This is a genomic window from Desulfosarcina alkanivorans (assembly GCF_009688945.1).
GTDB classification, from domain to species: Bacteria; Desulfobacterota; Desulfobacteria; order Desulfobacterales; family Desulfosarcinaceae; genus Desulfosarcina; species Desulfosarcina alkanivorans.
Genome location: NZ_AP021874.1, coordinates 1357752 through 1380278, shown reverse-complemented (window position 1 = coordinate 1380278; position 22527 = coordinate 1357752). Strand labels below are relative to the sequence as shown.

Below are 22527 nucleotides of genomic sequence, written 5' to 3'. Positions count from 1 at the left end.
TTTTTCGACCCACAACGTACAACCCACGACCTAATAAAGCTTGATGTTGACAATATCTTTGATCATCTCAAAATGGCGATCCAGTGAATAAAGTAGGCAGCGATGTTGTATGGTATTCTGGGCGATGATCAAATCCGGGATGCCGATACCATTCAGGCCTTGTTTCAAGCATCGGTATTGCCAATCGATGAGTTGATTCCAATCGATCGTCAAACTGGTTCTCTCAATGGTATTGAGAAGCTCAATAATTCTGGATTGATTGCGCAATTTAAGGTAGGGGACGAGTTCGCAAAGGATCAGATCGTTAATGGCGACGATGTTTTCATCAATCAAACCATCGAGTCTGTTATCGCCCCTTCCCGTTCTAAAATAGTCTATCCAGACCGAAGAATCGACCAGAACAGTCATGAACGGCCTCGTAACACGTTTAAATCAATGTTCAAATCATCCACGGTGCCTTTGAACTGTTTTAACTCGGCGATTTTTGATTTGCGAATCAATTCCTCCAGAGCAGTAATGATGACCTTGGTCTTGGTGCGGATATGGGTCGCCTTCATCGCTTCTGCTACTAAATCTTCGGGTAAATCAAGTGTTGTCCTCATGACAAGACCTCCTTTTATGCATAGTTTTAACAATTGATGCATACACATGTCAAGCACAGCAGTGTGAAACTAAAAAAACCAGCCTCTCGCAGAGCCGCAGAGATCGCAGAGAAAGTCTCGGTTTAAAATTGTTCCAAAAACTTAAAATACAGGATGAACGTTAAACCATTTGCGTCATCTTCTTGGCATAGCAAACATCCAAAAAATTGGAATAATACGCATGCCATCATTAAGGTTCCTTAATTATATGATATTTAAATCAATATGTTTTGGCATGTGGCATGCAGACATCCTTGTCCGAATGCGAGGCCATCTATACCATTTCCTACCCATGTAATTGGCCAGGCGGAGCTATGGGGGAGGGCAGGTAGAAGGCTTTTGGCTGAAGCGGTTTAGGACTGTATGAATTCTACCTGTTTTATTTTCTCTTCACCGCAGAGTCGCAGAGCACGCAGAGATGCAAAGTTTTATGTGGGCTTCGCCCGAAAAGATCTAAAACTGATAGAACCCTATTTCGTTTGATTTTCCTTTCAGACATTTTAACCCGTGAACTTTCCGATAGGAACAAGCTTAGCGAACTTCACTGGGTCAAACCCCCTCCGCGTCTCTGCGCCCTCTAACGAAGTGAGCGAGAGATAAAAACAATGGAATTAAATGCCCTTTCATCACAAGTTATCAAAGCGGCAATTAACATACACAGTGCTTTAGGGCCAGGGTTGTTGGAGTCGGTATATCAAAAATGCATGGCAATAGAGCTTGATGTCCTTGGCTTAAAATGCGAATCAGAAGTTTCGTTGCCTGTAGTTTATCGAAATCAGATTATTACCGAAGATGGTTTCAGAATTGATATACTTGCAGAAAACGCTATCGTTGTTGAATTGAAGTCGGTTGAAATGGTCAAATCGTTCCACAAAAAGCAATTGCTTACCTATTTACGATTATCTAGAAAACCCCTCGGGTTAATGATCAATTTTAATGAAACATTGTTGAAAGAAGGCATCACCAGGATCGTAAATCAAAAATAAAAAATGTCTCTCGCAGAGCCGCAGAGAACGCAGAGAAAGCAAGGTTTAGGTGGGCTCCGCCCAAGTTCAAAAAAAAGGATCCAATCCTTTTCTGTTTGATTTTCCTCTCAAAAATCAAACCCAACTCCGCGTCTCCGCGTCCTCTAACGAAGTGGGCGAGATAAAAAGTTTGTTATCCATTAATTCAAAATTCAAAACTAAAAATTCAACATTAAATTGAACGCTGTCTTTAATTTACTGCATTTGGGCGCCGAAAACTGCGTCACCGGTTCCTGCCACCTGTTGCAGGCCAACGGCCTGACCATCATGGTGGACTGTGGCCTGGTACAGGGCGGCGATGCAGAAAATCCGATTGCCTCATGGTCGGTGAAGCCGGCCGAGATCGACTACCTGTTCCTTACCCATGCCCACATCGATCACATCGGCCGCGTGCCGGAACTGATCCAGGAGGGTTTCAGGGGCGAAATCATCTGCTCCCACCCCACCAAATCCCTGCTTTACCCCATGCTGGGCGACGCCATGAAGTTTTCCGGGATGCCGGAGCAGGCCGTCGGCAGCATCGAAAAAGCCATCGACGACCTGTCCTGGGGGTTTGAATTCGGTGAGAACTTCGACCTGGAAAAGGGCATTCAATTCAAGATGGGAAGGGCAGGGCACATCCTTGGCTCCAGTTTTATCCGATTCCAGAACCAGCGATCCGGGTGGTCGGTGCTTTTTTCAGGAGACCTCGGTGCCGCGGATACGCCCATTCTCCGCGATCCCGAAACGCCGGACACATCCGATCTGGTGGTTATGGAGTCCACCTACGGCGACCGGCTGCACGAACCACGGGATCAGCGTATCCGACAACTGGGAGGAATCCTCACCCGGGCATTGGCTGACAACGGCAAGGTCTTCATCCCCGCCTTTTCCCTGGGGCGCACCCAGGAGCTGATCTATGAAATGGATCGGATTTTTTCCGATCCCACATACCAGGAGATGTTCCCCGATCTTCAGGGTGAACAGCGCCCGCCGGTATTCGTTGACTCGCCCTTGGGTTTAGAGATCACCAAAATCTATTCCAGCCTGTCCGAATACTGGGACAAAGAAGCGAGGGATCTGAAGGAGCGGGGTGATCACCCCATCGATTTTGAGGGCCTCTACGCGGTGGAAAACCACCGCGATCACCTGAAGCTCTGCGATGCCAAAGGCCCGGCCATCATCCTGGCCGGCAGCGGCATGTGCACGGGCGGCAGGATCATCAACCATCTGAAAAAAGGCATTGACCATCCAAAAAATGATATCCTCTTCGTCGGCTACCAGGCTGCCGGCACGCCCGGACGGGCCATCCAGCGTCACAGCCACAGGCCCGACGGCTATGTCGATCTCGACGGTGAACGCAAAACCATCAAGGCCAGTGTGCACACCCTTTCCGGCTATTCCGCCCACGCCGACCAGAAAGGGCTGGCTGACTGGATTGCGTCCATGCCCGAAAAACCCGGTTCGGTGAAATTGGTGCATGGGGAGGAGGGGGCGCGGGTGGCATTGGCGGATGCCTTGGAAAAACGAGGATACACCGTTCACTAAAATAGAATAGGACACGGATTTACAAGGAAACAGCGGATTAACAACAGTACACCTGTGGCCTTCGGCCAAAAAAAATCGTTAATCTTTTCTTTCAGCGAAGCTGACAACTTAATGTCCTATCCGTGTTCATCCGCGTTGATCCGTGTCCCATAAAATAATGAAACATCAAGCGCTCACCGAAGAAATCATCAAAATATTTTACCGGGTATACAACGCGCTGGGATATGGATTCCTTGAAAAAGTATACGAAAATGCGATGATGATCGAATTAAAAAAGGAGGGCCTGTCCACAATCCAACAGTCCCCCATCAATGTGATTTATTCCGACCAGATCGTTGGACAATATTTCGCAGACATGATCGTCGACGAAAAAGTTATTGTTGAAATCAAAGCAAAGAAATACCTTATGCCGGAAGATGAAGCGCAGTTGCTCAATTATCTAAAAGCCACGGATAAAGAGGTCGGCCTTCTGATTAACTTTGGACCGAAACCGGAATTGACCCGAAAAGTGTTCGATAACAGCAAAAAATAGAATAGTACGCGGATTTACACGGAAACAGCGGATCAACAGCATTACAGCCGTGGCCTCCGGCCAAAAAAAAGTGTTAAGCTTTTCTTTCAGCGATAGCTGACTAACTTTATGTTTTTATCCGTGTTCATCCGCGTTTATCTGTGTCCAAAAAAAAAGAGAAAAAAATGCTAATTCACCTGATCGCCGCAGCAAGACCAAATTTCATGAAAATTGCGCCTCTCTACCATGCCTTAAAAAAAGAAGATTGGGCGGAACCGATTATCGTTCATACCGGGCAGCACTACGACCTCAATATGTCCGATGCGTTTTTTACGGATCTGAATCTTCCCGCTCCACATATCCATCTGGGTGTCGGCAGCGGCAGCCATGCCGAACAGACCGGAAACGTCATGATGGCCTACGAAAAGGTCATACTTGAAAAAAGGCCTGATCTGGTGGTCGTGGTCGGTGACGTCAATTCCACCGTCGCTTGCACACTGGCCACAGTAAAGGTCTCTTACCCAATTAAAAATTCAAAATCAAAAATTCAAAATTTGCGTCGACCCCTTGTCGCGCACTTAGAGGCCGGCCTGCGATCCTTCGACCGAACCATGCCCGAAGAGGTCAATCGTATTGCCACCGATGCGTTGGCCGATGTGCTTTGGACGCCGTCACCGGATGGTGATGAGAACCTCATTAAAGAGGGAGTCGTTCAGGATAAAATCGTCCGTGTCGGTAACATCATGATTGATTCTCTGGAAATGATGCGCCAGACCATCGAACGGCAGCATGCCTTTACCGACTACGGACTGAAAAAATGTCAATACGGGGTCATGACCTTCCACCGTCCCGCCAATGTGGACGATCCCAAATTATTGTCAATGCTTTGTGATTCATTGATCAGCATCTCTGAGCAACTTCCTTTAATCTTTCCGGTTCACCCCCGTACGAGAAAGAACCTGCAGGGTTTCGGCTTGATGGACATGCTGGAAAAGGCGGAAACGATCATCCTTTCCGAACCACTGAACTATGTGCGTTTCATGAGCCTGGTCTTCAACTGCCGTCTGGCCATTACCGATTCGGGTGGGATTCAGGAAGAGACAACTTATCTGGGTATTCCCTGCCTGACCATGCGGCCCAACACAGAACGTCCGGTTACCGTTACCCAAGGCACCAACCAGCTTTGTTTTGTGTCTGATATTAAGGAAAAAGCTGAGCTAATTTTGTCTCATGATTTGACCGAATGTCAGGTTCCGGAAATGTGGGATGGAAAAACAGCAAAAAGAGTAGTTGATGCGATAAAGCGTAAATTCATAGGTTGATTCAAGATTGTTTAAAAAATGGAGACTTCTTAATGATAATCGACCACATTGGAATTGTAGTAAAAGATATTGAAAAAGGAATTTCGCATTGGGAGACAGTCTTTGGATATAAACAGGCAACCAAGGTTGTCGAAAATACACGACAAATGGTAAAAGTGGTTTTCCTTCAAAACGAGGATTCTATAGCTATAAAGCATACTGAACCAACATCAGATACCTCCCCCATTTATAAACATGCGCTTAAAAGAGGGGGGCTTCATCATTTATGCTTCAAATGCAATCAAATAGATGATGAGATCTCGAGATTAAAGAATATTGGACTTCGTGTTCTGGCGAAACCCGAGCCGGGGGAAGCTTTTGAGAATTAGAAAATTGCATTTATTTATGCTAAAAATGGGATGAATATAGAGCTTATCGATACGGATAAAAAGGCTGAAAGACTTAGTTGAGGGGTAGTGGAGTTTTTCTGATCAGCTAAAATCCTCTAACCCGTTGATATTCAATAGTATTTTTGACTAGACATAAGCCTTTAAAATTGTTATGAATAATCTCAATAATTTCAACAACAAAGGAGATTATTCATGCCCAGAAAAGCAAACAAGATCTCGACCCGTTGGATTCGTGAAACCCGTGAGGCTTTTAGAGACTTTCTCGATGAAACCAACTTCCCCGATCCGGAACGGTTGGGTGAACGCGGACCCACGTTCAAATATCCAGAGTGGCTGATCATGTTCATTGCGATTCTGTCGGTTAAGTTGAAAGTCAAAAGTTACGTGCAAATTCACAAGATGGCTGTCAAATACTGGGACATCATTGCAACGGATATGGATCTGACCCCCATCAGTGAAAAACAGCTTAGGGACCGGTTAAAAAAAATCCGTCATTTCCCTGGAGACCCAGCAGCGTTTATTTTTCAGCTATTTCCTGAGCTTGAGTAAAGACCGGGTGGTCAGCGCCGACAAGATGATGAACAGAGCTAAGGGTCCGGTCTGGCACAAAAAACAAAAGGATCAGGGTATTATCCCCAAGGGGTTGCGTGGCATCGACAAAGAGGCCACCTGGTGCAAATCCCAGGCTGCTGGCTGGGTGTACGGCCATGGATCGTTTTCCCTGACCTCACATAAGCATCCGGTGCTGGGTTGCTTTGTATGGATGCGCAACAGCGCCAACGAAGCCAAACGCATGTGGCTGGAAACGTTTCATGTCAAAGATCATGTGGACTACATCGCCATGGACTCGAAAGCCGATGATGCTGACCTGTTCCGCGAGTTCAAAAGGCAACGAAAGATGAACCTGATCACCAGTTGCCGCACCAACATGGACAAGACAACGCCTCGCAAGAAGATGATCGCGTTCATGAGTAAACCGAAACACAAACAGATCTACCGGGAACGCGCCTATAAGGTTGAGCCGATGCAAGGTCTGGTGAAAGACATCTTCGAGTTAGACCGTTGCTGGATGCGAGGTGACGCCAACAACCGTTGGTTGTTTGCCGCCATGGGTTTGACCATCCAAATGCATCAGCTTCAAGCGTTCAAGCAAGGCCGATCAACTTGGAATATCAAAGAACAGGTCTTGGGATAAACTCCCCGACCCCTGACTTAGTTAAAAATCAGAATATTAGAAAAAATTTAATTGCGGCTCTATTTTTCGTATTAACCATCACAGAAAAATGGCATTGTATTCGTGCAGTTGATACCTATATCATGAACGCAAAAATTGAACCGAGTGTCACATTTATCAACTGCTATTAATGCGAATAATGCATTCTATTAACGTCGTATTTCTTTCATTCCGAATCCTCAATTTTGTTAAAATCTTTAAAAAATAAGAACGTGAAATTCAATATGCTCGTACACAATTTTCTAGAAAACTCTGCTATTCATTTTAGAAACAAGATCGCACTAGTATCTGGTGAGCAACGTATTACTTACCATGACCTAGATGATGTTTCCAACAACCTTGCACGTTTTTTGATAGATATCGGGATAAAGCGCCAAGAAAGAATAATTATTTGTCTTGAAAACTCTATTGAAGCAGTCATATCAATATTCGGTGTTTTGAAAGCAGGCGCTGTATTCGTTATTGTGAACCCAAATATTAAAGCGCCAAAATTGAGTCATATTCTTAATGATTCTGGAGCTACTGCTCTAATAGCTGGAAATAAAAAGAGGGAAGACCTATCAAAAGTTACGACTAAAGAACGATCAAAACTAAATCTTCTTTGGGTAAATGATTTTGCCCAAGATGAAAGCGAACAAGAGCTAAACATAGTTAGCCATCAATGGATAGATGCGGTTACTTGTAGAAGCAATTGTGCACTACCTCGAACTATTGATGTGGATTTAGCCACTATTATCTACACCTCAGGATCAACTGGTGAACCCAAAGGTGTGGTTTCAGCACATTATAATATAGTAAATGTTTCACGGAGTATCTCGTCAGTACTGGGAAACACTAAAAACGATGTCATCCTAAACATGCTTCCACTATCTTTTGACTATGGACTATATCAAATAATTATGGCAGCGTCATTTGGTGGCACCGTGGTTTTGGAAAAATCATTCACATTCCCATATAGTGTCCTAAAAAAAATTGAACAAGAGAAAGTGACAGGAATTCCTATTGTACCAACTATAGCCGCGTTGCTACTACAATTCGACCTATCTAAATTAAAATTAGGTTCTCTTCGTTACATAACCAATACAGCTGACGCACTTCCTATCGCTCACACTAAAAAGCTTCAATCCGTTTTACCTCATGTTAAGATTTATTCTATGTACGGGCTCACCGAGTGTAAGCGTGTCTCCTATCTGCCTCCAGAATATTTAACTTCGAAACCCACATCTGTCGGTATTCCTATTCCCAACGAGGAGGTATTTGTAGTAGATGAAGATGGTCATGAAGTCGAAACTGGTAAAGTCGGAGAACTTGTTGTGCGAGGTATAAACGTCATGCAAGGCTATTGGAACTGCCCTGAAGAAACAGCACGTACTTTTCGACCCGGTCGCTATCGAGGAGAAACCTTGCTTTACAGCGGAGATTTGTTCAAGCGCGACGAAGATGGCTTCCTTTATTTTATTGGTCGCAAAGAATATATGATCAAAAGCAAAGGGGAACGCATAAGCCCGAAAGAGATAGAAAATATTATTTGCAGTTTGGAAAATGTTATAGAAGCTGCGGTCATTGGGGTAGCTGATAATCTTTTAGGTCAAGCGATTAAGGCTTTTATTGTTTCTAAAAACAATTCGCTTAATAAGGAAGATGTGCTGCGCTATTGTAAAGAAAAACTGGAACCAGTTCTTTTACCTAAATATATCGAATTTGTATCTTTTTTGCCTAAGAGCAGTAGTGGAAAAATTGACAAGAAAAGATTGAAGAATTAGGGGCTTGAATAAGTTGAACTGCGTTTGTAACCGTACTAATAACATAATTATCATCATTCGTTTTCGTGTTTTAATCTTCACAATTATTTTATGAACAATAAAATTTTAAAAATACGTTTGGCAAAGCTTTCAGACCAAAAATATTGGGATGAATACGTTCTCAACCATTCTAAAGGTTCACCTTATCACCTTTTTGCATGGAAGAAAGCGGTAGAATCTTCCTATAAACATCCTACTTTCTACTTGATGGCTATAAAAGATCGAAAAATAGTTGGTGTTTTGCCATTTGTTAACATTCGTATTTTACCTTTTATAAACAATATGGTTAGTCTTCCATTTTGTGATATCGGCTGCTGCTTGGCCGATAATTTAGAAATACAAGATTTCTTAATATATCAGGCTATTCAACTCAAAAAGTCGGTTAAAGCGTACTCCCTAAATTTCAGAGGAAAACTGTATCATAACACTGAAATGCATTTGCAATTAGAAGAACTTAATACAGGAAAAGTCCGTATGATTTTGGATTTACCTGATTCGGCTGATAAACTTTTGAGCAGTTTCAAATCCAAACTTCGCAGCCAGGTACGAAAGGCGGAAAAAAACGGCGTGACATTTCGCTGGGGAAGTCTACCGGATATGGATGCTGCCTATAATGTTTTCTCAAGAAATATGCGAGAACTCGGGTCTCCGGTCCATTCAAAATTTTTCCTAAAAGCTGTATTGATGAATTATGGTGATCGAGCAAAACTCGGGCTCGCTCAATTTCAAGGAAAAACCATTGGGATGGGGATAATTCTGCTTGGCGGTGAAGGCGTTTCCATCCCGTGGGCGTCAACTTTGAGAGATTACAATCGGTTGGGCCCCAACATGCTGCTCTACTTGAATTTTTTGCAGTATAGTGCTGATAATGGTTATTCGTTTTTTGATTTTGGACGTTCATCTGAAGGTGAGGGTACCTACAAGTTTAAAAAACAGTGGGGCGCATTTCCAAAACCGCTAGTTTGGTACGAATATATTGGTAACGGAAAAGATGAAAATAAACCTTCATCGACTGATTCGCGAAAACGTGAGATTGCCGCTGCGATATGGCAAAAATTGCCGCTGGGGGTGGCCAATACGATAGGGCCACATATCCGAAAATATATAAGTTTGTGAAGGGCAGGTATAAGGTGGAAGGTAGAAGTTATAAGGTGTTAGGTGTAAGGAATAGGGCATAAGATATGATTAAAGTGAACATCAGGCAGCGTTCTTTATCTCGTCACTTAAACCTTCAAGCTCAAACCTTATGGCTCTAAATTTCTTAAGAAATTTAGCCTGGTATCCCCCCGCTGAAACACAAATTCCGTGGGGCGTCATTCTGAGTGCTTGCCGCAGAAAACCGAAGAGCTTTAAGCAAGCCCTTTGCAGCTATATGAACGTCAATCACTGTGTGCTGGGCCAAAGTGCAAGGGCCCTGCTTTTCAAATTAATTGCAGCCCTCAAGCAGTATGGGGTCGAAAAACAACGCACCGAGGTTTTAATACCTGGTTATACCTGCTATTCTGTTGCTGCAGCTGTTGCCAAAGCCGGTTTAACCATTACGGTCTATGATCTTGATCCCAAGACCCTGCAACCCGATTTAGATTCCCTCGAGAAAGCAATATCTACAAAGACACTGGCTATTGTTACGCAGCACCTTTTCGGTAGAATAAGCCCGATGGACGAACTCAAGCAGATGGCCCGGGCGAATGGTTCCTACCTTATAGAGGACGCTGCGCAGTCACTTGGAAGGGTCAAAAATGGCATGCCACCAGGCACCTTTGGAGATTTCGGCCTTCTTAGTTTTGGACGGGGCAAGCCCCTTCCCGTTGGCAATGGGGGTGCGTTGGTTTCTAAAAATTATCCCGCGATTTTAAATACAATTCGGTGGGAAAATGCGGGAAAGGGTTATGATGATTTGTTCCTTTGCGTAGCAGTAAAGATAATGTCTAAACCGGTATTTTACTGGTTGCCTGAGATGCTTCCCCTTGGTCTCGGAAAAACAGTTTTCGATCCCGGTTTCTCCGTAAACAACATATCCTCATTGGCTGAACGGATAGCGGCCGATGCGATAACCGTTCTCGATGATTTTAACTCTCATAGGCGTCGTATAGCGGATATATATACCCAATTGTTAAACCAAAACTGGCAGATCAAAGGCGACGAATATGCAATTTCGGCTGTTCGTTATCCTGTCATGTTGCCGTTTCAGAATCTGCCGCTAACTCTAAAGAAATTGGGCCTAAGGAGGATGTATCCTTACGCCATTGGTGCCGAGAAGGCCATCAAGTCCTACATGCATCCGAATACACAACCGTCGCCGGGGGCCATTGAGATTTCCAAGAGGTTGTTTACAGTACCCACCCATATGGGAATCGATGATAAAATGGCAGCACAAATTTCTTTAGCCATTCAAGCGTCTGCTTCACGGAGATCATATAAATAGTGGCTCGAAAAACATCCAAAGTGATTCCAATTATTTTGATTTTTATCGTTGCCTTTATAGTTCTATACTATGAGACTTTAAAGCACTTTATAAGAAAGGCATTCACACCCGAGGGCTCTCATTCGTTTCTGATATTGGCAATTAGCCTTTATTTGATATGGTATAAACGTAATGAATTAAGAAAGTTGCCTATAAAGCCCTCTTCTTTGTCGGGTGCGGTAATCGTTTTGACCGGTAGTTTTTTCCTGTTTGCTGGAAAACTTAGTGATACAATGCTTGTCCAGTATTTATCCGTTATACCCATGATACTGGGTTATATCTGGTTGTTCTTGGGCTATGCCTTTTTGAGAGCATTCTTCGTACCGGTTGGATATCTGATTTTTTTGACCGGGCTGATTGAAATTGGTCTGGGTAGTATGGCCTATGAATTCCAAAACCTAACAGCCTCCCTTGCATCGATATTTCTGTCTCTGACTGGAATGCCAGTCTTAAAAACGGGTACCGTGTTAGAACTTCCCCACATCTCCTTGGAGGTGGCCAGAGCTTGCAGCGGAATAAGTCATATCATTTCACTGGTGACCTTGTCGGTTCCATTAGCCTATTGGAGCCAAAAAAGCTTGGTTAAAAGAGGCCTCGTTGTTCTAATGGCCTTTGTAATTGGAATTTTGGCAAATGGATTGAGGGTTGCCCTAATTGGAGTTTACGCATTGTACAACCATGGGGCTGATCTGCACGGGCCAAATGAAACTTTATATGTTTCCTTTGTTTTCTTTTTCGGTATGGTCGTGCTGATTTTATTCAACCAACTGATTAAAAACTTTGGTAAAATAAATAGCGTTACCGATTCTAAAGTAGGAACGAAAGCTGCAGTGCAGGCGCCTTTAAAGCCTCAAACGAATCCTATCCATAGAGGCAAGTCACCTGCTTTGCTTGCTCTGGCCTTGTTTGCGTTCACTTTCGGGTTAATTCACTTTTCCAAACCGAACCCTATCCCACTTAGAATCCCATTAGACACACTACCAATACAGATAGGCGGTTATACAGGTAACACAATTGACCAAATCAACAAGCGCCTCAGACCCTTTGCAGCGGATGAAGAAATTATGAGGCATTACTCGGACAATGCAGGAAACAGTTTTGAGGTTTATATTGGATATTTTGAGAGCCAGAGTAGGAAAAAAAAACTTATTGACTATCGTCGAGCATGGATGCATGAAGAGGTGGCAAAAGTTTCAGTCTTTTTGAAACATGAAAAAATAGTGATAAAAAAAAAAAAGATAGAAGCTCCCAATGATACAGACATCTATTTTTGGTATTTTATCAATGGTAGGATAATTACTAATCAATTTGTCGGAAAATTTTATACATTCTGGGATGCCTTTTTTAAAAGAAAAAAAAATGCAGGTATAATTATTATTGAGACAAATACTCCAGAGAATAAATCATTAGATTTCCTTAGAATTATAATGCCCTTTATCCACAGTAATTTGTCTGCTTTTTGATGAAAATCATATAAAATTTAGGTTCATCCGACTAAAGCGTACTTTGTTTCATGAAGCGCCATAATTTTGAGTTTGACTCAAGTTTGACAGTTGTTTTTTTAATACCCATTCATTTCAAGCTACTACAAGGCACAAAAAAGTTGTTGGCACTACCTTTTGAAATTTCAGGCGCAAGCAACAGCCAGCGAGTCCCTTTGACGACTTGTTTTTTTTGCGGGTCTTCGATTTGATTGAACAATTGGCGGCGAAAATCGGAAAGCCGATCATTATAGAGTTTGATGACGTGAAAATGGTCGAAGACGACGACCGCCTTGGGAAGATTTTCCCGGACAGCCTGTATGTAAACCCGGGACATATTGATGGCGACCGCTTCAATGGTGGCTTTCGAGCACTTCAATCGACGCCAGAAGGGAATGAGCGCATCGGATCCTTTTCCGTCGCCTACAAAAATGACAGCACCGGAATCCAGGTCCAGAACGACGGTCAGATAGTTATGGCCTGCGCCAATGGAGATCTCATCGATGGCCAGCTTTCTGAGATGCTTCAGTTTGGGATGGGAGAATCGTTTTTCCAGATTCCTTTTCTGTATATCTTTGATGATGACACACCCGACGTTGAGATGATCGGCCACATCCTTGATGGTCATGTGCCGGCAAAGATCCTGCACCATAGCGTTCGAATGACCGGCTGAAAAAATCTTAGAGGAGTTGACAAACCATGGATAAACACACTCTCGAAGAACACCAGGAGTCGAACCCCTGCCCGCTGACCGCTGGAAAGGTGAGCAAACGAACCATTATCAAAGTCTTTGCCGGGGTGTTCATTGCCTTGGCTACGGGCGTGTGGTGCCATGTCCGTAATGGCGTGCGCCGCGTTTCCGGAAAGGCTGGCATGACGGAGCAATCAGGTCTGGCCCATGCAGCGTCTGCCGGAGCCAAATCCTCGACAACATTGACAGGCAATGGAGGCCGTTTGGGTGTGGAGCCGGATGGGCGTTCGGCCGTCTATTTGGCTAAGGGGGACACACCGGAAAACAACATGAATGCCATACTGGAGCGGCTGGGTGGCATCGAGACGATCGTTGGGCGACATGATATCGTCATCCTCAAGCCGAATTCCCAATGGTGGGCCCAGGGTATGACCAATACCGATGCCATGAAGGCTTTCATGGATGCAGTTTTATCCATTCGTAGGTTCGACGGTGAAATTATAATTGCCGATAATCATCAATTTGCGGAAGATAATTCAAGGGCATGGACAACAAAAAAAAGAAATGGTTCCGTCAACTATAACGAGTTAATTCAAGATTATCAGGTTCGTGGCTATAAAAACGTCACCAAGACCCACTGGCATGTTGGGGGACAAACAGAGTTGCCTTTGGAAGGTGATGCCCAGGGAAATTCTAAAATAAATGGCCCTGAAGACGGTGAAGGATATGTTTGGATGGATGATGAGTTTTATCTCTCTCCTGACGGGCGTAAATGTCTTATGACATATCCGATCTTCAAGTCAGCTCATAGTGGGATAACGGTAGATTTTAAAAACGGTGCCTGGAAAGATGGAGCCTACTTTTCAGATAGAAAAGTACGTTTTATTAATTTTTCTGCTCTCAACCATCATGGTCTATACTCTGGGTTAACGGCATCTGTAAAAAACCTGATGGGAGTTGTTGATATGTCCTGTGGATTTCCTGGTAATGAGCCGGAAGGAACATATAATACCCATCATATTGGAGTAAGTGAGTTAATTCGGTTTAAGAAAAATAAGTTGTTTATGCGCTTAATTTCCCGCCTGGGGTTGGAAAAAGCTTACATTGAATATTGCTATAAGGATTTTCACCATACAGGAGGTGTCTTGGGATATTTTATGAGGAATGTTCGGATGCCCGATTTAAATATTATCACCGCTGAAATAGTCGGTTGGGGGTCTCGTGTTAATACGAAAAAGTCAGTACAAACAAAAACCGTCTTAGCCGGTATAGATCCTGTTTCTTTGGATTTTATAGCCGCTCGGGATGTTCTGTTGCCTGCGACACCTTCTGGTGAGCATAATTATTATGGTGTTAGTTACCAAAAAATGAATAATCCGTTAATTGAATCTGGCCCTTTTTTCAAATTTATAAAAGAAACCGAAAAACAGGGGATCGGAAATCTGAACCAAGAAAATATTATAATCCATAAGGCAGATTTTGAAAATGCGTAGTTTTATAGTGAGTAAACTATCTTCAGGTCAAAAAAGGAAGATCAAATCTTATTTAAACCGAATCAAGCAAAAGTTTGTAAACCTTACGATGTCCTACTCACAAGAAAAATTGGAAAGAAAATTCCATGATGTGGGATTAAAAAAGGGCGACGCTGTTCTAATTCACAGTGGTTGGTCTTACTCGAATGGTTTCATAGGGACACCTCAGGATGTTATTAGAATCTTGAAAAAGGTTGTCGGTACTAAAGGGACGTTGCTTATGGTTTCCATGCCATATCGGAGTGCAACGTCAAAGTATTTAAAGGAATATAAAAGTTTCAATGTTCGTAAGACTTCAGGGAAGATGGGGTTATTATCTGAGATTTTCAGGCGCCAAAAAGATGTTTCACGCAGCCTGCATCCGTGCCACCCTATTATTGTCTGGGGAAAAGATGCCGATTGGTTTATTCAAGAGCACGAAAACTGTGTCTTTTCATGTGGTAGAAAAAGCCCTTTCGGAAAGATTGCCGGAAGAAAAGGCAAAATTCTTTTTTTTGATGTCAAATTTAATACAATGACTTTTTTTCATCATATCGAGCATATAATTCAAGAAAAACTACCGTTTCCTCTTTATGACAAAAAAGAGTATGAATTAAAAGTTATTAATAAAGAGGGACAGGAAATCATTGTGAAAGCAAGGGCTTTTTCTGACGAAGCTGTAACAAGAAGACGACCGTTACTTTTAGAAAAAGAGCTTTTAAAAAAAGGTTGTTTTTCTTGGGACAAAATTGGCAATACATCTCTTGGGGTGATACGGACGAGTGATGCGCTTGAGTGTGCGAATAAAATGATATCTGAAGGGAGATTTTTTTATGATCTTTAAGCGAAGATCCTTTCAAAGCATCCGTGAGCTAGTTAAAGATAAGGCAGGGTTTGGAATTAATAAAACGTTCGATAATGACTCTCATCTCCAAGCTGCCGCTGAGTGGATTTTACGGGCTCAGGAAGCAACAGAAGATAAAGGGGTTTCAAGGATGTACAGCCTGTTAAAAGGCTGGGGGCCATCTTATCCGGAAACGACAGGTTATATTATTCCAACACTGATTGAGTACGGGAAAAAAACAAACAATGATAAATTCTCTAAGCGTGCTTTGGAAATGGCGGATTGGGAGATTGAAATCCAGTTGGAGTCCGGTGCTGTAATGGCTGGGACAATTGATGCAAACCCAGTCGCTCCAACAATTTTTAATACAGGACAAAATCTTTTTGGATGGATAGATGCTTATAAGGAATCAAATGATGAGAGGTATTTGAATGCGGCCGTAAAAGCAGTAAAATGGATGAAGGAGGCTCAGGATGAAGAGGGGTGCTGGGCAAAATTTCATTCTCCGTTTGCCAAGTTTAAAGTGAATACCTACAATATACGAAGTGCATGGGGAATGTGCAAAGTATTTAATGTGACACAAGAAAGAGAGCTTTTAAGTGCTGTCGAAAAGAATATGAACTGGGTACTAACGCAACAAAATGAAAATGGTTGGTTTGACAACAACTGTCTAAATGATAACAAAAATCCTTTGACCCATACAATAGGGTACACTATTGAGGGTATATTAGGTATCGGTTTGGCTTTAAATGAACCGTCTTACATTTTAGCTGCACAAAAAACCGCCGAAGAATTATTAAAAGTTCAACAACATGATGGTAGTCTGCCCGGCCGGTTTAACGAAAAATGGAAACCGGTCGAAAGCTGGATCTGCCTCACCGGCCTTGCTCAAATAGCAATTTGCTGGTGGTTGCTCTACGACTATACTGGAAATGATAATTTTAAGAAAGGTGCCGCAAAAGCCAATGCGTTCTTAAAATCTACTCAAGATTTAGAAAATAGAAACCCTGGAATTCGAGGGGGAATCAAGGGCTCGTTCCCGGTGAACGGGGGGTATGGCAAGTATCAGTACCTAAACTGGGCCGCCAAATTTTTTATGGATAGCCTCATGCTGGAAGATAAGCATATAGAGAATGACTACTAGTAAATCCTTATTTATATTAGCCAGGCTTTTGCCAGTGGGGTTATTTAATAGTGTGACATTGATTTATTACAAATGGTAGGTGGACCCCATAGGCTGGACAGCCTGATGGGTGGTGATAATATTTGACGGGAAATTTGATGGACCCGTAAAAACTCATGCCGCCATCTTCCAATAATTATCGGCGGCCTGATTAGTTTGGAGAAAAACCGATCCAAGATCTTTTATAAATCGTTGGATTCGCTCTTTGACAGCATGGATACAGATATCGACAAAGCCAATAGAGGCACCATTGGCCGCCCGGGCCTTTCTTCTGGCCTTGCGGACGGCTCCCGCGCGAAGGATATTCAAGCCGGTTGCCTTCATTCTGGCGTAAAACCGCACGGCCGGCATCCTCCGGACTCTGAGTTTTTTTACTCCTGTCCGTCGATCGAACTCACTCATGGTCGCCTCCACGCCGGCCCGCCAGCGATAGTCGTCAATGAACGCTTCACTGGCTTCCAACGCTCGCCGTTTTGCCAGGCGATAACGCTTTGCACTGTACCGTAAATAAGCCTTCTTCTTGCCGGGCTTTACCGGACATTGGGCCAACAAGGGGCAGGCGAGACAGCGCTGCAGGTCAAAGCCGGCACTGTAGTTGGAGCGCTTCGTTTTCGGTGATGTTTGATCTGGACGATAGCCCGCGGGACATTGGGTGACGAGACCGTTTTCATCGAAGGAGAACTTGCTTAGCTGATCTTCTTGACGCCCTTTGGATGCCGGGGCAACCAGGTCGACATCGGCCACCTTGGCAATCCGCTCGTTGTCATCGCTGCCGTAAAGGGGTCGGCCAGCAGTTTCTCTGGGCCAAGCCCCCGCACCTTGGTATCGGCGATGGCCGGGATCAGTGCCTGGGCGTCACTCTCGCAGGCCGATTGCACGTCGATGTGGGTAATCAGATTTAATTGCAGCTGTTTCTCTTTTTCGTCTTCACCGCGGTCGAAAGTCTCCATGACCTGGACCTGATATCCCTGCCCCTTGTGTCCACTGTATGTGGCATCCGGGTCAGAGGGGTTTTGTAACGAATCGGACGGGATTTCGGCGGGATTTTTGACGGTCACCTTTTTTTTGCCGGAGCCGCCGCTCAGATTGCACTGCTCAGCCAGCACCCGTTGCATCAGCTTGTAGCTGTGCATGGAAACGACTGCCGGTTGATCCTTGAACCGCCCGATGAGATCAAACAGGTCGGCACTGACGGTTTTCAGTGTTTTCTCGGATTCGGAAGGTTTTACCATGGCAAAGGCAGCCAGGGCTTTCTTTCCCCAATAGCGCGTGATGGTTTTCTCATCGATGGCTTCAAAAAGAGCCCGATGATGGCGTTTGAGGTTGACCAAAAACTTGAAAATCGTCCGGCTGAAAATACCGATCCGCCCGAGCCTGCGCATATTGGATTTGATGTGCACCGAATCGATGCGCTGGTCTTTGGTATCAACGCCGAACACCACGGCCAGTTTGTCGGCGATGGCATCGAACATGGTCTCGTCAAGATGATTATCGATCATCACCTGGCGCATTGAGTAAAGGGTCTTTTCACTGATGGTTTTGGCGTCGTCGCTCTCTTCCGGGATGTTGAGCGCGTAATGCCACTGGATATTGAAAGCCAGCTGTTCGATGGCGGCCTTGTCAGTGAGGTCCATGGTCTGCTGGAGAAGCAGCAGGCCCAGTACCGTGTGAAGTTCCTTGCTGGGCCTTCCGATTCCATCCGTAAAATGCGGCGACATCCGATCTACGGGAAGCTCTTCCAGCAGATGTTCCCGAAAAAGACCAGGCCAGTCCTCGTCGAGCATCTTGCGCCGTTTAGCACTTAAATGGCGCCATGGATCAAACAGTTGTCGCTGTTTGTGGTTCTTGATGCGAATCATGCAGTCTCCAAGTTAACGTGCTGTAAATATAGTGTTTTACATATCACAGCGGGATGAAGAAAGCAATGCCTGATTGTGTATTTTAACAATATTTTCAGGTGGATAAGTTGCTGCTACTTTTTACGGATCCATCAAATTTGAGGCACAGATTATCGCCTTAGCCTGTTCAGAGGCCCGGAAGGATATCGTCGCTGGACGGTCAGATTTCTGGCTGATAAAGCGGTTGAACTTGATTTCGATCCATCAGTTTCACGCATGACAGTACAACGAATTTTAAAAAATGAATGTAAGCCTCCCTAAAAAAAATACTGGGAAATTCCTCCAAAATAAAGTGCAGCATTTGTGGCGGCGATGGAAGACGTACTTGAGGTATATCACCTTCCTTACGATCCGGATTTTCCAGTCGTGTGTATGGACGAGTCCTGCAAACAGTTGATTGGAGAAGTGCGCACTCCCATCCCTTGTAAACCCGGGAAAATCCGCACGTATTGACGATGAATATGTAAGAAATGGCGTTGCCCAAAAGGTTGGTAGAACGATAAGTTACACCCTTGATGCCGAAAGCATGGAAAAGTATAGACTGAGACATGGCTGAGACCTCCATTTTTTTATTTGATTAGGCACCAAACAAAATGTCTTACGCCATGTCTTTTCGCAATCTTTTTACTTTAGGTACTCATTTCAGTGATGAACCGAAAAATTGCAGCAGAAGATAGTTATTGATACCAAGGGTATTTGGTTTAAAGGATTGGTAAGTAATATGGGAAAAAAAATTTTGATGATATGCTACTACTATCCACCGTTAACAGATGTTGGTTGTAAACGTAGTGTGGCTTTTGCCAAATATTGGCATAAAGAAGGTTGGCATCCCCATGTGTTGAGTGTGAAAAATCCGGATAAGTACTATTGCTCTTTAGGTGATGACAAACCTCCTGAAGATATCCCAGTTACTTATGCATATTCTCTTCTTAATGTTTATAGATTTTTTGGCCGTGTGAATGGTATTCTTGACAGACTTGTTGGGCTTTTTGGTGGCAAGTTAAAACATAATTATTTTTATGACATTTTCTGTGTCCCGGATATTTTTTTTGGATGGATAATCCCAGCTATAATAAGTGGTTACCGGATAATAACTAGAGAAAGAATTGATATTATTTATGTCTCTGTAAGTCCCGTGAGTGGGGGGATTATTGGATGGGTTTTGAAGATATTGACAGGTAAGACCTTAGTTGTGGATTTTCGTGATCTTTTTGGGGTAGATGGAGCTAAATATAATATAATTTATGGCGGACCACTTATTCGTAAATTAATTGACCGTTTGATAGTCGCATCTATATTGAAATTAAGTGATCTTTTTATTGTTACAACGGGAGAAACAAAAGAGTTGTATCTTGAGCAATTCCCCGAAGTAAGAGAAAAAATTAGAACCATTTATAATGGATTTGATGATCAGTTTTTGTCTGTAGTTAAGGAACAGGAAAAAAACTCTAAATTTACCATTATCTATACTGGTAATTTTTACTATAATATTGCTTTTGATTATTTTTTTGAAGCGTTAGGGATTTTGAAAAATGAAGGAATGATTAACAGTGAAGAGTTTCAATTTCTATTTTATGGAGGACAAATTGAACGTATCCAAGATTCTATTGAGCGATGGGATGTAGGTGACCTCATTCATGTGAAGCCACGGATCCCATATGTTGATATCTTGGTTGAAATAAAACGTGCACATATACAGTTGTTGAGGATTATTCAACCAATGATTAGCACCAAGCTTTTTGAAGGGATTGCGCTAGATATACCTCTTCTATCAACAATTCCAGAAGGTGAGGTTGCCAGAATAGTGAGGAAATATAGTCCGAGTTCTGCAGTTATTACAGATGAGTCGGCTAGCTCAGTTGCTTCTTGGTTAGGTAAAGCTGTGATTTCGAATAGGAAAGACTTTCCTGGCAATAATATTCAGGATTTTCTTGCTTCGTTTTCTCGTAGGGAATTGTCTTTAGAACTGCTAAAGTTTCTATAATTATCAAAAATACTAGGCACTTTTAAAAAAGATTTTGAGATTTTACGATCAATGTCATTAACTTAACCGATCGGTTTGTACTGAAGGAAGTATCTTCTCGATTTGGCTTTATGATTTCGCGGATATTTTCTTCCCGGTCTGACCGGTTCTATGGTTCTTTGAAAAATATGTTGCAGATCAGCAACCAAGCGATTGATTCGTTTGGGGTATCATGGAACAACAGTGCAATCACCCCTTTGCTTTTTGAAAACGCCTGGGTGAAATTGATCTGGTATCGATACTTTCTCAATCTGGTGTTTGGACTTTCCAACCAACCTGCCCCACGCCCAGAGCGAGGCTGACTTTCTGAATCTTCTTCCCAACCGCGTTAACAAAACCGCAATCAATGCTTTCACAAGGAAGGCGGTTGCTTAGACGCTTACGGATCAACAGATTGATCCAGTACTAAACAAGGACATTAACAACTGGTTTTTATCAATGGTTCTGGCAGAGGGAAAGATGGGGTAGAACTGGATTATGAGTGAACTAAAAAATAAAGTTATCAACGGGTTGAAGTGGAGTGCGACCTTTAGGTTCGCTGCCCAAATCATAACGTGGGTATCTACAATTTTTGTTATGAGGTTGTTGACTCCGGCTGATTACGGTTTGATGGCCTTGGCTGGAGTAGTGCTAACATTCATGCATGGGTTCAAAGATTTAGGCATTGGAGTGGCCCTGATACAACGAAAATATCTGGACGAGAGCCTCTTAGGAAAGTCATTTGGCTTTATCCTGCAGATCGGCCTGTTATTGTTTTGTCTTGGCTATATCCTATCCCCGGTAACCGCAACTTTTTTCGGGGAAGATGAAATCACACCAATCATGCGGTTGTTGTCTCTGAATTTTATTTTTATTGCCCTGACGGTTATTCCGCAGACACTTTTAAGAAGAGAAATGGATTTCAGAAAAATTGGCCTGCTTAATTGTATTGCGGCTCTGGTTGGTTGTGTTGTCACCTTGTCGCTTGCCATTTTAGGGAAAGGAGTTTGGGCGCTAGTGTGGGGAACTTTTGCCATAAAATCATGTAAAATGGTCATCTATAATTTTTCTTCTAGCAAATTTATCCGTCCGCAGTTTGGATTTACTGGCATGAAGGGTATTTTGTCCTTTGGCGGGAAGGCTACGGTTAACGATTTTATATGGCAAGTATCTACCTCTATCGATGTTTTTATCATTGGAAAGCTACTCGGTAAAGAACTGTTGGGTTTTTACAGTGTAGCCAAGCATTTGGCGTCGTTGCTGATGGATAAGTTGTCACCGATACTCCAGGAAGTAGCTTTTCCTGCTTACTCGAAGATTCAAAATGACCTGGAACGGGTGAAACGTGGATTTTTAAAATCCGTAGGCATTGTTGCTTTTGTATGCTTTCCGATTTTCTGGGGTATTTCCAGTGTAGCGCCGAGTTTGGTAGTGGTAGTGTTGGGAGAGCAGTGGCAATTGGCGGCTGTACCCTTGCAACTGATTGCACTGGTAATTCCATTGCGAATGGCTAACACTCTGATTGCACCATTGTTGGGCGGAGTCGGTAAAATTGAATTATTAATTATTAACCAAATTAATTTTCTATTAATAATTTCTTTATCTTTATTTGTTGGTGTTCGGTGGGAGCTTTTTGGTGTCAGCTTCGCTTGGGTCTTAGGATTTCCTGTGATATTTTCTTTAAATATGTTTATTTGTATGCGTGCTGTAGGTGGGAGGCTTACTGAAGTGCTGTCATTATTAGTGAAGCCCGTTGTTTTTTCTTTGTTGATGTATTTATGCGTATCTGTTTTCGGTGTGATGCTACCACAAAATTTGTCTCAACCTATTACGCTGGTGACTTTGATAGCCTTAGGTGTGTTTGTATATACAGGGCTGACTTTGAGTCTGGGAAAATCGCAATATAAAAGTATTCTCGCACTATCTAAAAAATCATAAAGAAGTCCTAAATGAACCATAGGTCAAGATCAAAAATAATATTAAAAACAAACAATAAAAATAC

21 protein-coding genes and 1 pseudogene are annotated in these 22527 nt (G+C 43.1%); 17 read left to right on the top strand and 5 right to left on the bottom strand.

Going from position 1 to position 22527, the window contains the following annotated elements; translation table 11 throughout:
* Window positions 1-30 precede the first annotated feature (30 nt).
* Window positions 31-408, bottom strand: a complete 378-nt coding sequence (locus DSCA_RS06075; protein ID WP_155315579.1) for a PIN domain-containing protein — start codon at window positions 406-408, stop codon at window positions 31-33.
* Window positions 405-602, bottom strand: coding sequence for a type II toxin-antitoxin system VapB family antitoxin (locus DSCA_RS06070; RefSeq protein ID WP_155315578.1), 198 nt, complete (start codon window positions 600-602; stop codon window positions 405-407). The genes DSCA_RS06075 and DSCA_RS06070 overlap by 4 nt, the downstream gene beginning before the upstream one ends.
* A 644-nt stretch (window positions 603-1246) precedes the next feature.
* Between DSCA_RS06070 and DSCA_RS06065 the strand changes: the two genes are divergently transcribed.
* The 11 genes from DSCA_RS06065 to xrtW all read left to right on the top strand — a co-directional run bounded on the left by DSCA_RS06065 (window position 1247) and on the right by xrtW (window position 12378).
* The gene (locus DSCA_RS06065) at window positions 1247-1627 is read left to right on the top strand and encodes a GxxExxY protein (RefSeq protein ID WP_155315577.1); all 381 of its coding nucleotides are present in this window, start codon (window positions 1247-1249) and stop codon (window positions 1625-1627) included.
* A gap of 216 nt (window positions 1628-1843) precedes the next feature.
* The gene (locus DSCA_RS06060) at window positions 1844-3193 is read left to right on the top strand and encodes an MBL fold metallo-hydrolase (RefSeq protein WP_231716388.1); all 1350 of its coding nucleotides are present in this window, start codon (window positions 1844-1846) and stop codon (window positions 3191-3193) included.
* Between the two features lie 157 nt (window positions 3194-3350).
* Window positions 3351-3725, top strand: coding sequence for a GxxExxY protein (locus DSCA_RS06055; protein ID WP_155315576.1), 375 nt, complete (start codon window positions 3351-3353; stop codon window positions 3723-3725).
* A gap of 164 nt (window positions 3726-3889) precedes the next feature.
* A complete protein-coding gene (wecB, locus tag DSCA_RS06050) occupies window positions 3890-5026 on the top strand; it encodes a non-hydrolyzing UDP-N-acetylglucosamine 2-epimerase (RefSeq protein ID WP_155315575.1) in 1137 nt (378 codons plus the stop codon).
* A gap of 32 nt (window positions 5027-5058) precedes the next feature.
* On the top strand, window positions 5059-5394 hold the full coding sequence (locus DSCA_RS06045) for a VOC family protein (protein ID WP_155315574.1): 336 nt from the start codon (window positions 5059-5061) through the stop codon (window positions 5392-5394).
* Between the two features lie 213 nt (window positions 5395-5607).
* The gene (locus DSCA_RS06040) at window positions 5608-5964 is read left to right on the top strand and encodes a hypothetical protein (RefSeq protein WP_155315573.1); all 357 of its coding nucleotides are present in this window, start codon (window positions 5608-5610) and stop codon (window positions 5962-5964) included.
* A complete protein-coding gene (locus DSCA_RS06035; protein WP_155315572.1) occupies window positions 5957-6610 on the top strand; it encodes a hypothetical protein in 654 nt (217 codons plus the stop codon). Before DSCA_RS06040 ends, DSCA_RS06035 begins: the two co-directional genes overlap by 8 nt.
* A gap of 263 nt (window positions 6611-6873) precedes the next feature.
* Window positions 6874-8412, top strand: a complete 1539-nt coding sequence (locus DSCA_RS06030; protein ID WP_155315571.1) for a class I adenylate-forming enzyme family protein — start codon at window positions 6874-6876, stop codon at window positions 8410-8412.
* 90 nt (window positions 8413-8502) lie between these two features.
* Entirely contained in the window at window positions 8503-9567 is a 1065-nt protein-coding gene (locus DSCA_RS06025) for a FemAB family XrtA/PEP-CTERM system-associated protein (RefSeq protein ID WP_155315570.1), read from the top strand.
* A gap of 130 nt (window positions 9568-9697) precedes the next feature.
* The gene (locus DSCA_RS06020; protein WP_155315569.1) at window positions 9698-10876 is read left to right on the top strand and encodes an aminotransferase class V-fold PLP-dependent enzyme; all 1179 of its coding nucleotides are present in this window, start codon (window positions 9698-9700) and stop codon (window positions 10874-10876) included.
* The gene (gene xrtW, locus DSCA_RS06015; protein ID WP_155315568.1) at window positions 10876-12378 is read left to right on the top strand and encodes an exosortase W; all 1503 of its coding nucleotides are present in this window, start codon (window positions 10876-10878) and stop codon (window positions 12376-12378) included. The genes DSCA_RS06020 and xrtW overlap by 1 nt, the downstream gene beginning before the upstream one ends.
* Before the next feature lie 109 nt (window positions 12379-12487).
* Here the strand turns inward: xrtW and DSCA_RS33140 are convergent, their stop codons facing one another.
* Window positions 12488-13024 carry a transposase gene (locus DSCA_RS33140; protein WP_167527632.1) on the bottom strand — a complete coding sequence of 179 codons (537 nt, stop codon included), beginning with the start codon at window positions 13022-13024 and terminating at the stop codon, window positions 12488-12490.
* Between the two features lie 71 nt (window positions 13025-13095).
* Here DSCA_RS33140 and DSCA_RS06005 point away from each other — a divergent pair, with 71 nt between their 5' ends.
* From DSCA_RS06005 to DSCA_RS05995, 3 genes are read left to right on the top strand one after another with little or no spacing between them, the layout of a single operon-like run.
* A complete protein-coding gene (locus tag DSCA_RS06005; protein WP_155315566.1) occupies window positions 13096-14580 on the top strand; it encodes a DUF362 domain-containing protein in 1485 nt (494 codons plus the stop codon).
* On the top strand, window positions 14573-15442 hold the full coding sequence (locus DSCA_RS06000) for an AAC(3) family N-acetyltransferase (RefSeq protein WP_155315565.1): 870 nt from the start codon (window positions 14573-14575) through the stop codon (window positions 15440-15442). Before DSCA_RS06005 ends, DSCA_RS06000 begins: the two co-directional genes overlap by 8 nt.
* Window positions 15432-16586 (top strand): hypothetical protein, encoded by a 1155-nt coding sequence (locus DSCA_RS05995; RefSeq protein WP_155315564.1) that lies wholly within the window; start codon window positions 15432-15434, stop codon window positions 16584-16586. Before DSCA_RS06000 ends, DSCA_RS05995 begins: the two co-directional genes overlap by 11 nt.
* A gap of 153 nt (window positions 16587-16739) precedes the next feature.
* On the opposite strand, the gene DSCA_RS05990 is transcribed toward DSCA_RS05995, so the two are convergent.
* Both DSCA_RS05990 and DSCA_RS05985 read right to left on the bottom strand, forming a co-directional pair.
* Entirely contained in the window at window positions 16740-17369 is a 630-nt protein-coding gene (locus DSCA_RS05990) for a transposase (protein WP_167527631.1), read from the bottom strand.
* Window positions 17312-18484 (bottom strand): transposase, encoded by a 1173-nt coding sequence (locus DSCA_RS05985; protein ID WP_155315562.1) that lies wholly within the window; start codon window positions 18482-18484, stop codon window positions 17312-17314. The genes DSCA_RS05990 and DSCA_RS05985 overlap by 58 nt, the downstream gene beginning before the upstream one ends.
* A 139-nt stretch (window positions 18485-18623) precedes the next feature.
* Here DSCA_RS05985 and DSCA_RS32445 point away from each other — a divergent pair.
* The 3 genes and pseudogenes from DSCA_RS32445 to DSCA_RS05970 all read left to right on the top strand — a co-directional run.
* Window positions 18624-18973: pseudogene (locus tag DSCA_RS32445) on the top strand (IS630 family transposase); the annotation flags it as partial.
* A gap of 271 nt (window positions 18974-19244) precedes the next feature.
* Entirely contained in the window at window positions 19245-20507 is a 1263-nt protein-coding gene (locus DSCA_RS05975; protein ID WP_155315560.1) for a glycosyltransferase, read from the top strand.
* A gap of 516 nt (window positions 20508-21023) precedes the next feature.
* Entirely contained in the window at window positions 21024-22463 is a 1440-nt protein-coding gene (locus DSCA_RS05970; protein ID WP_155315559.1) for a lipopolysaccharide biosynthesis protein, read from the top strand.
* The last annotated feature ends 64 nt before the right edge of the window (window positions 22464-22527 follow it).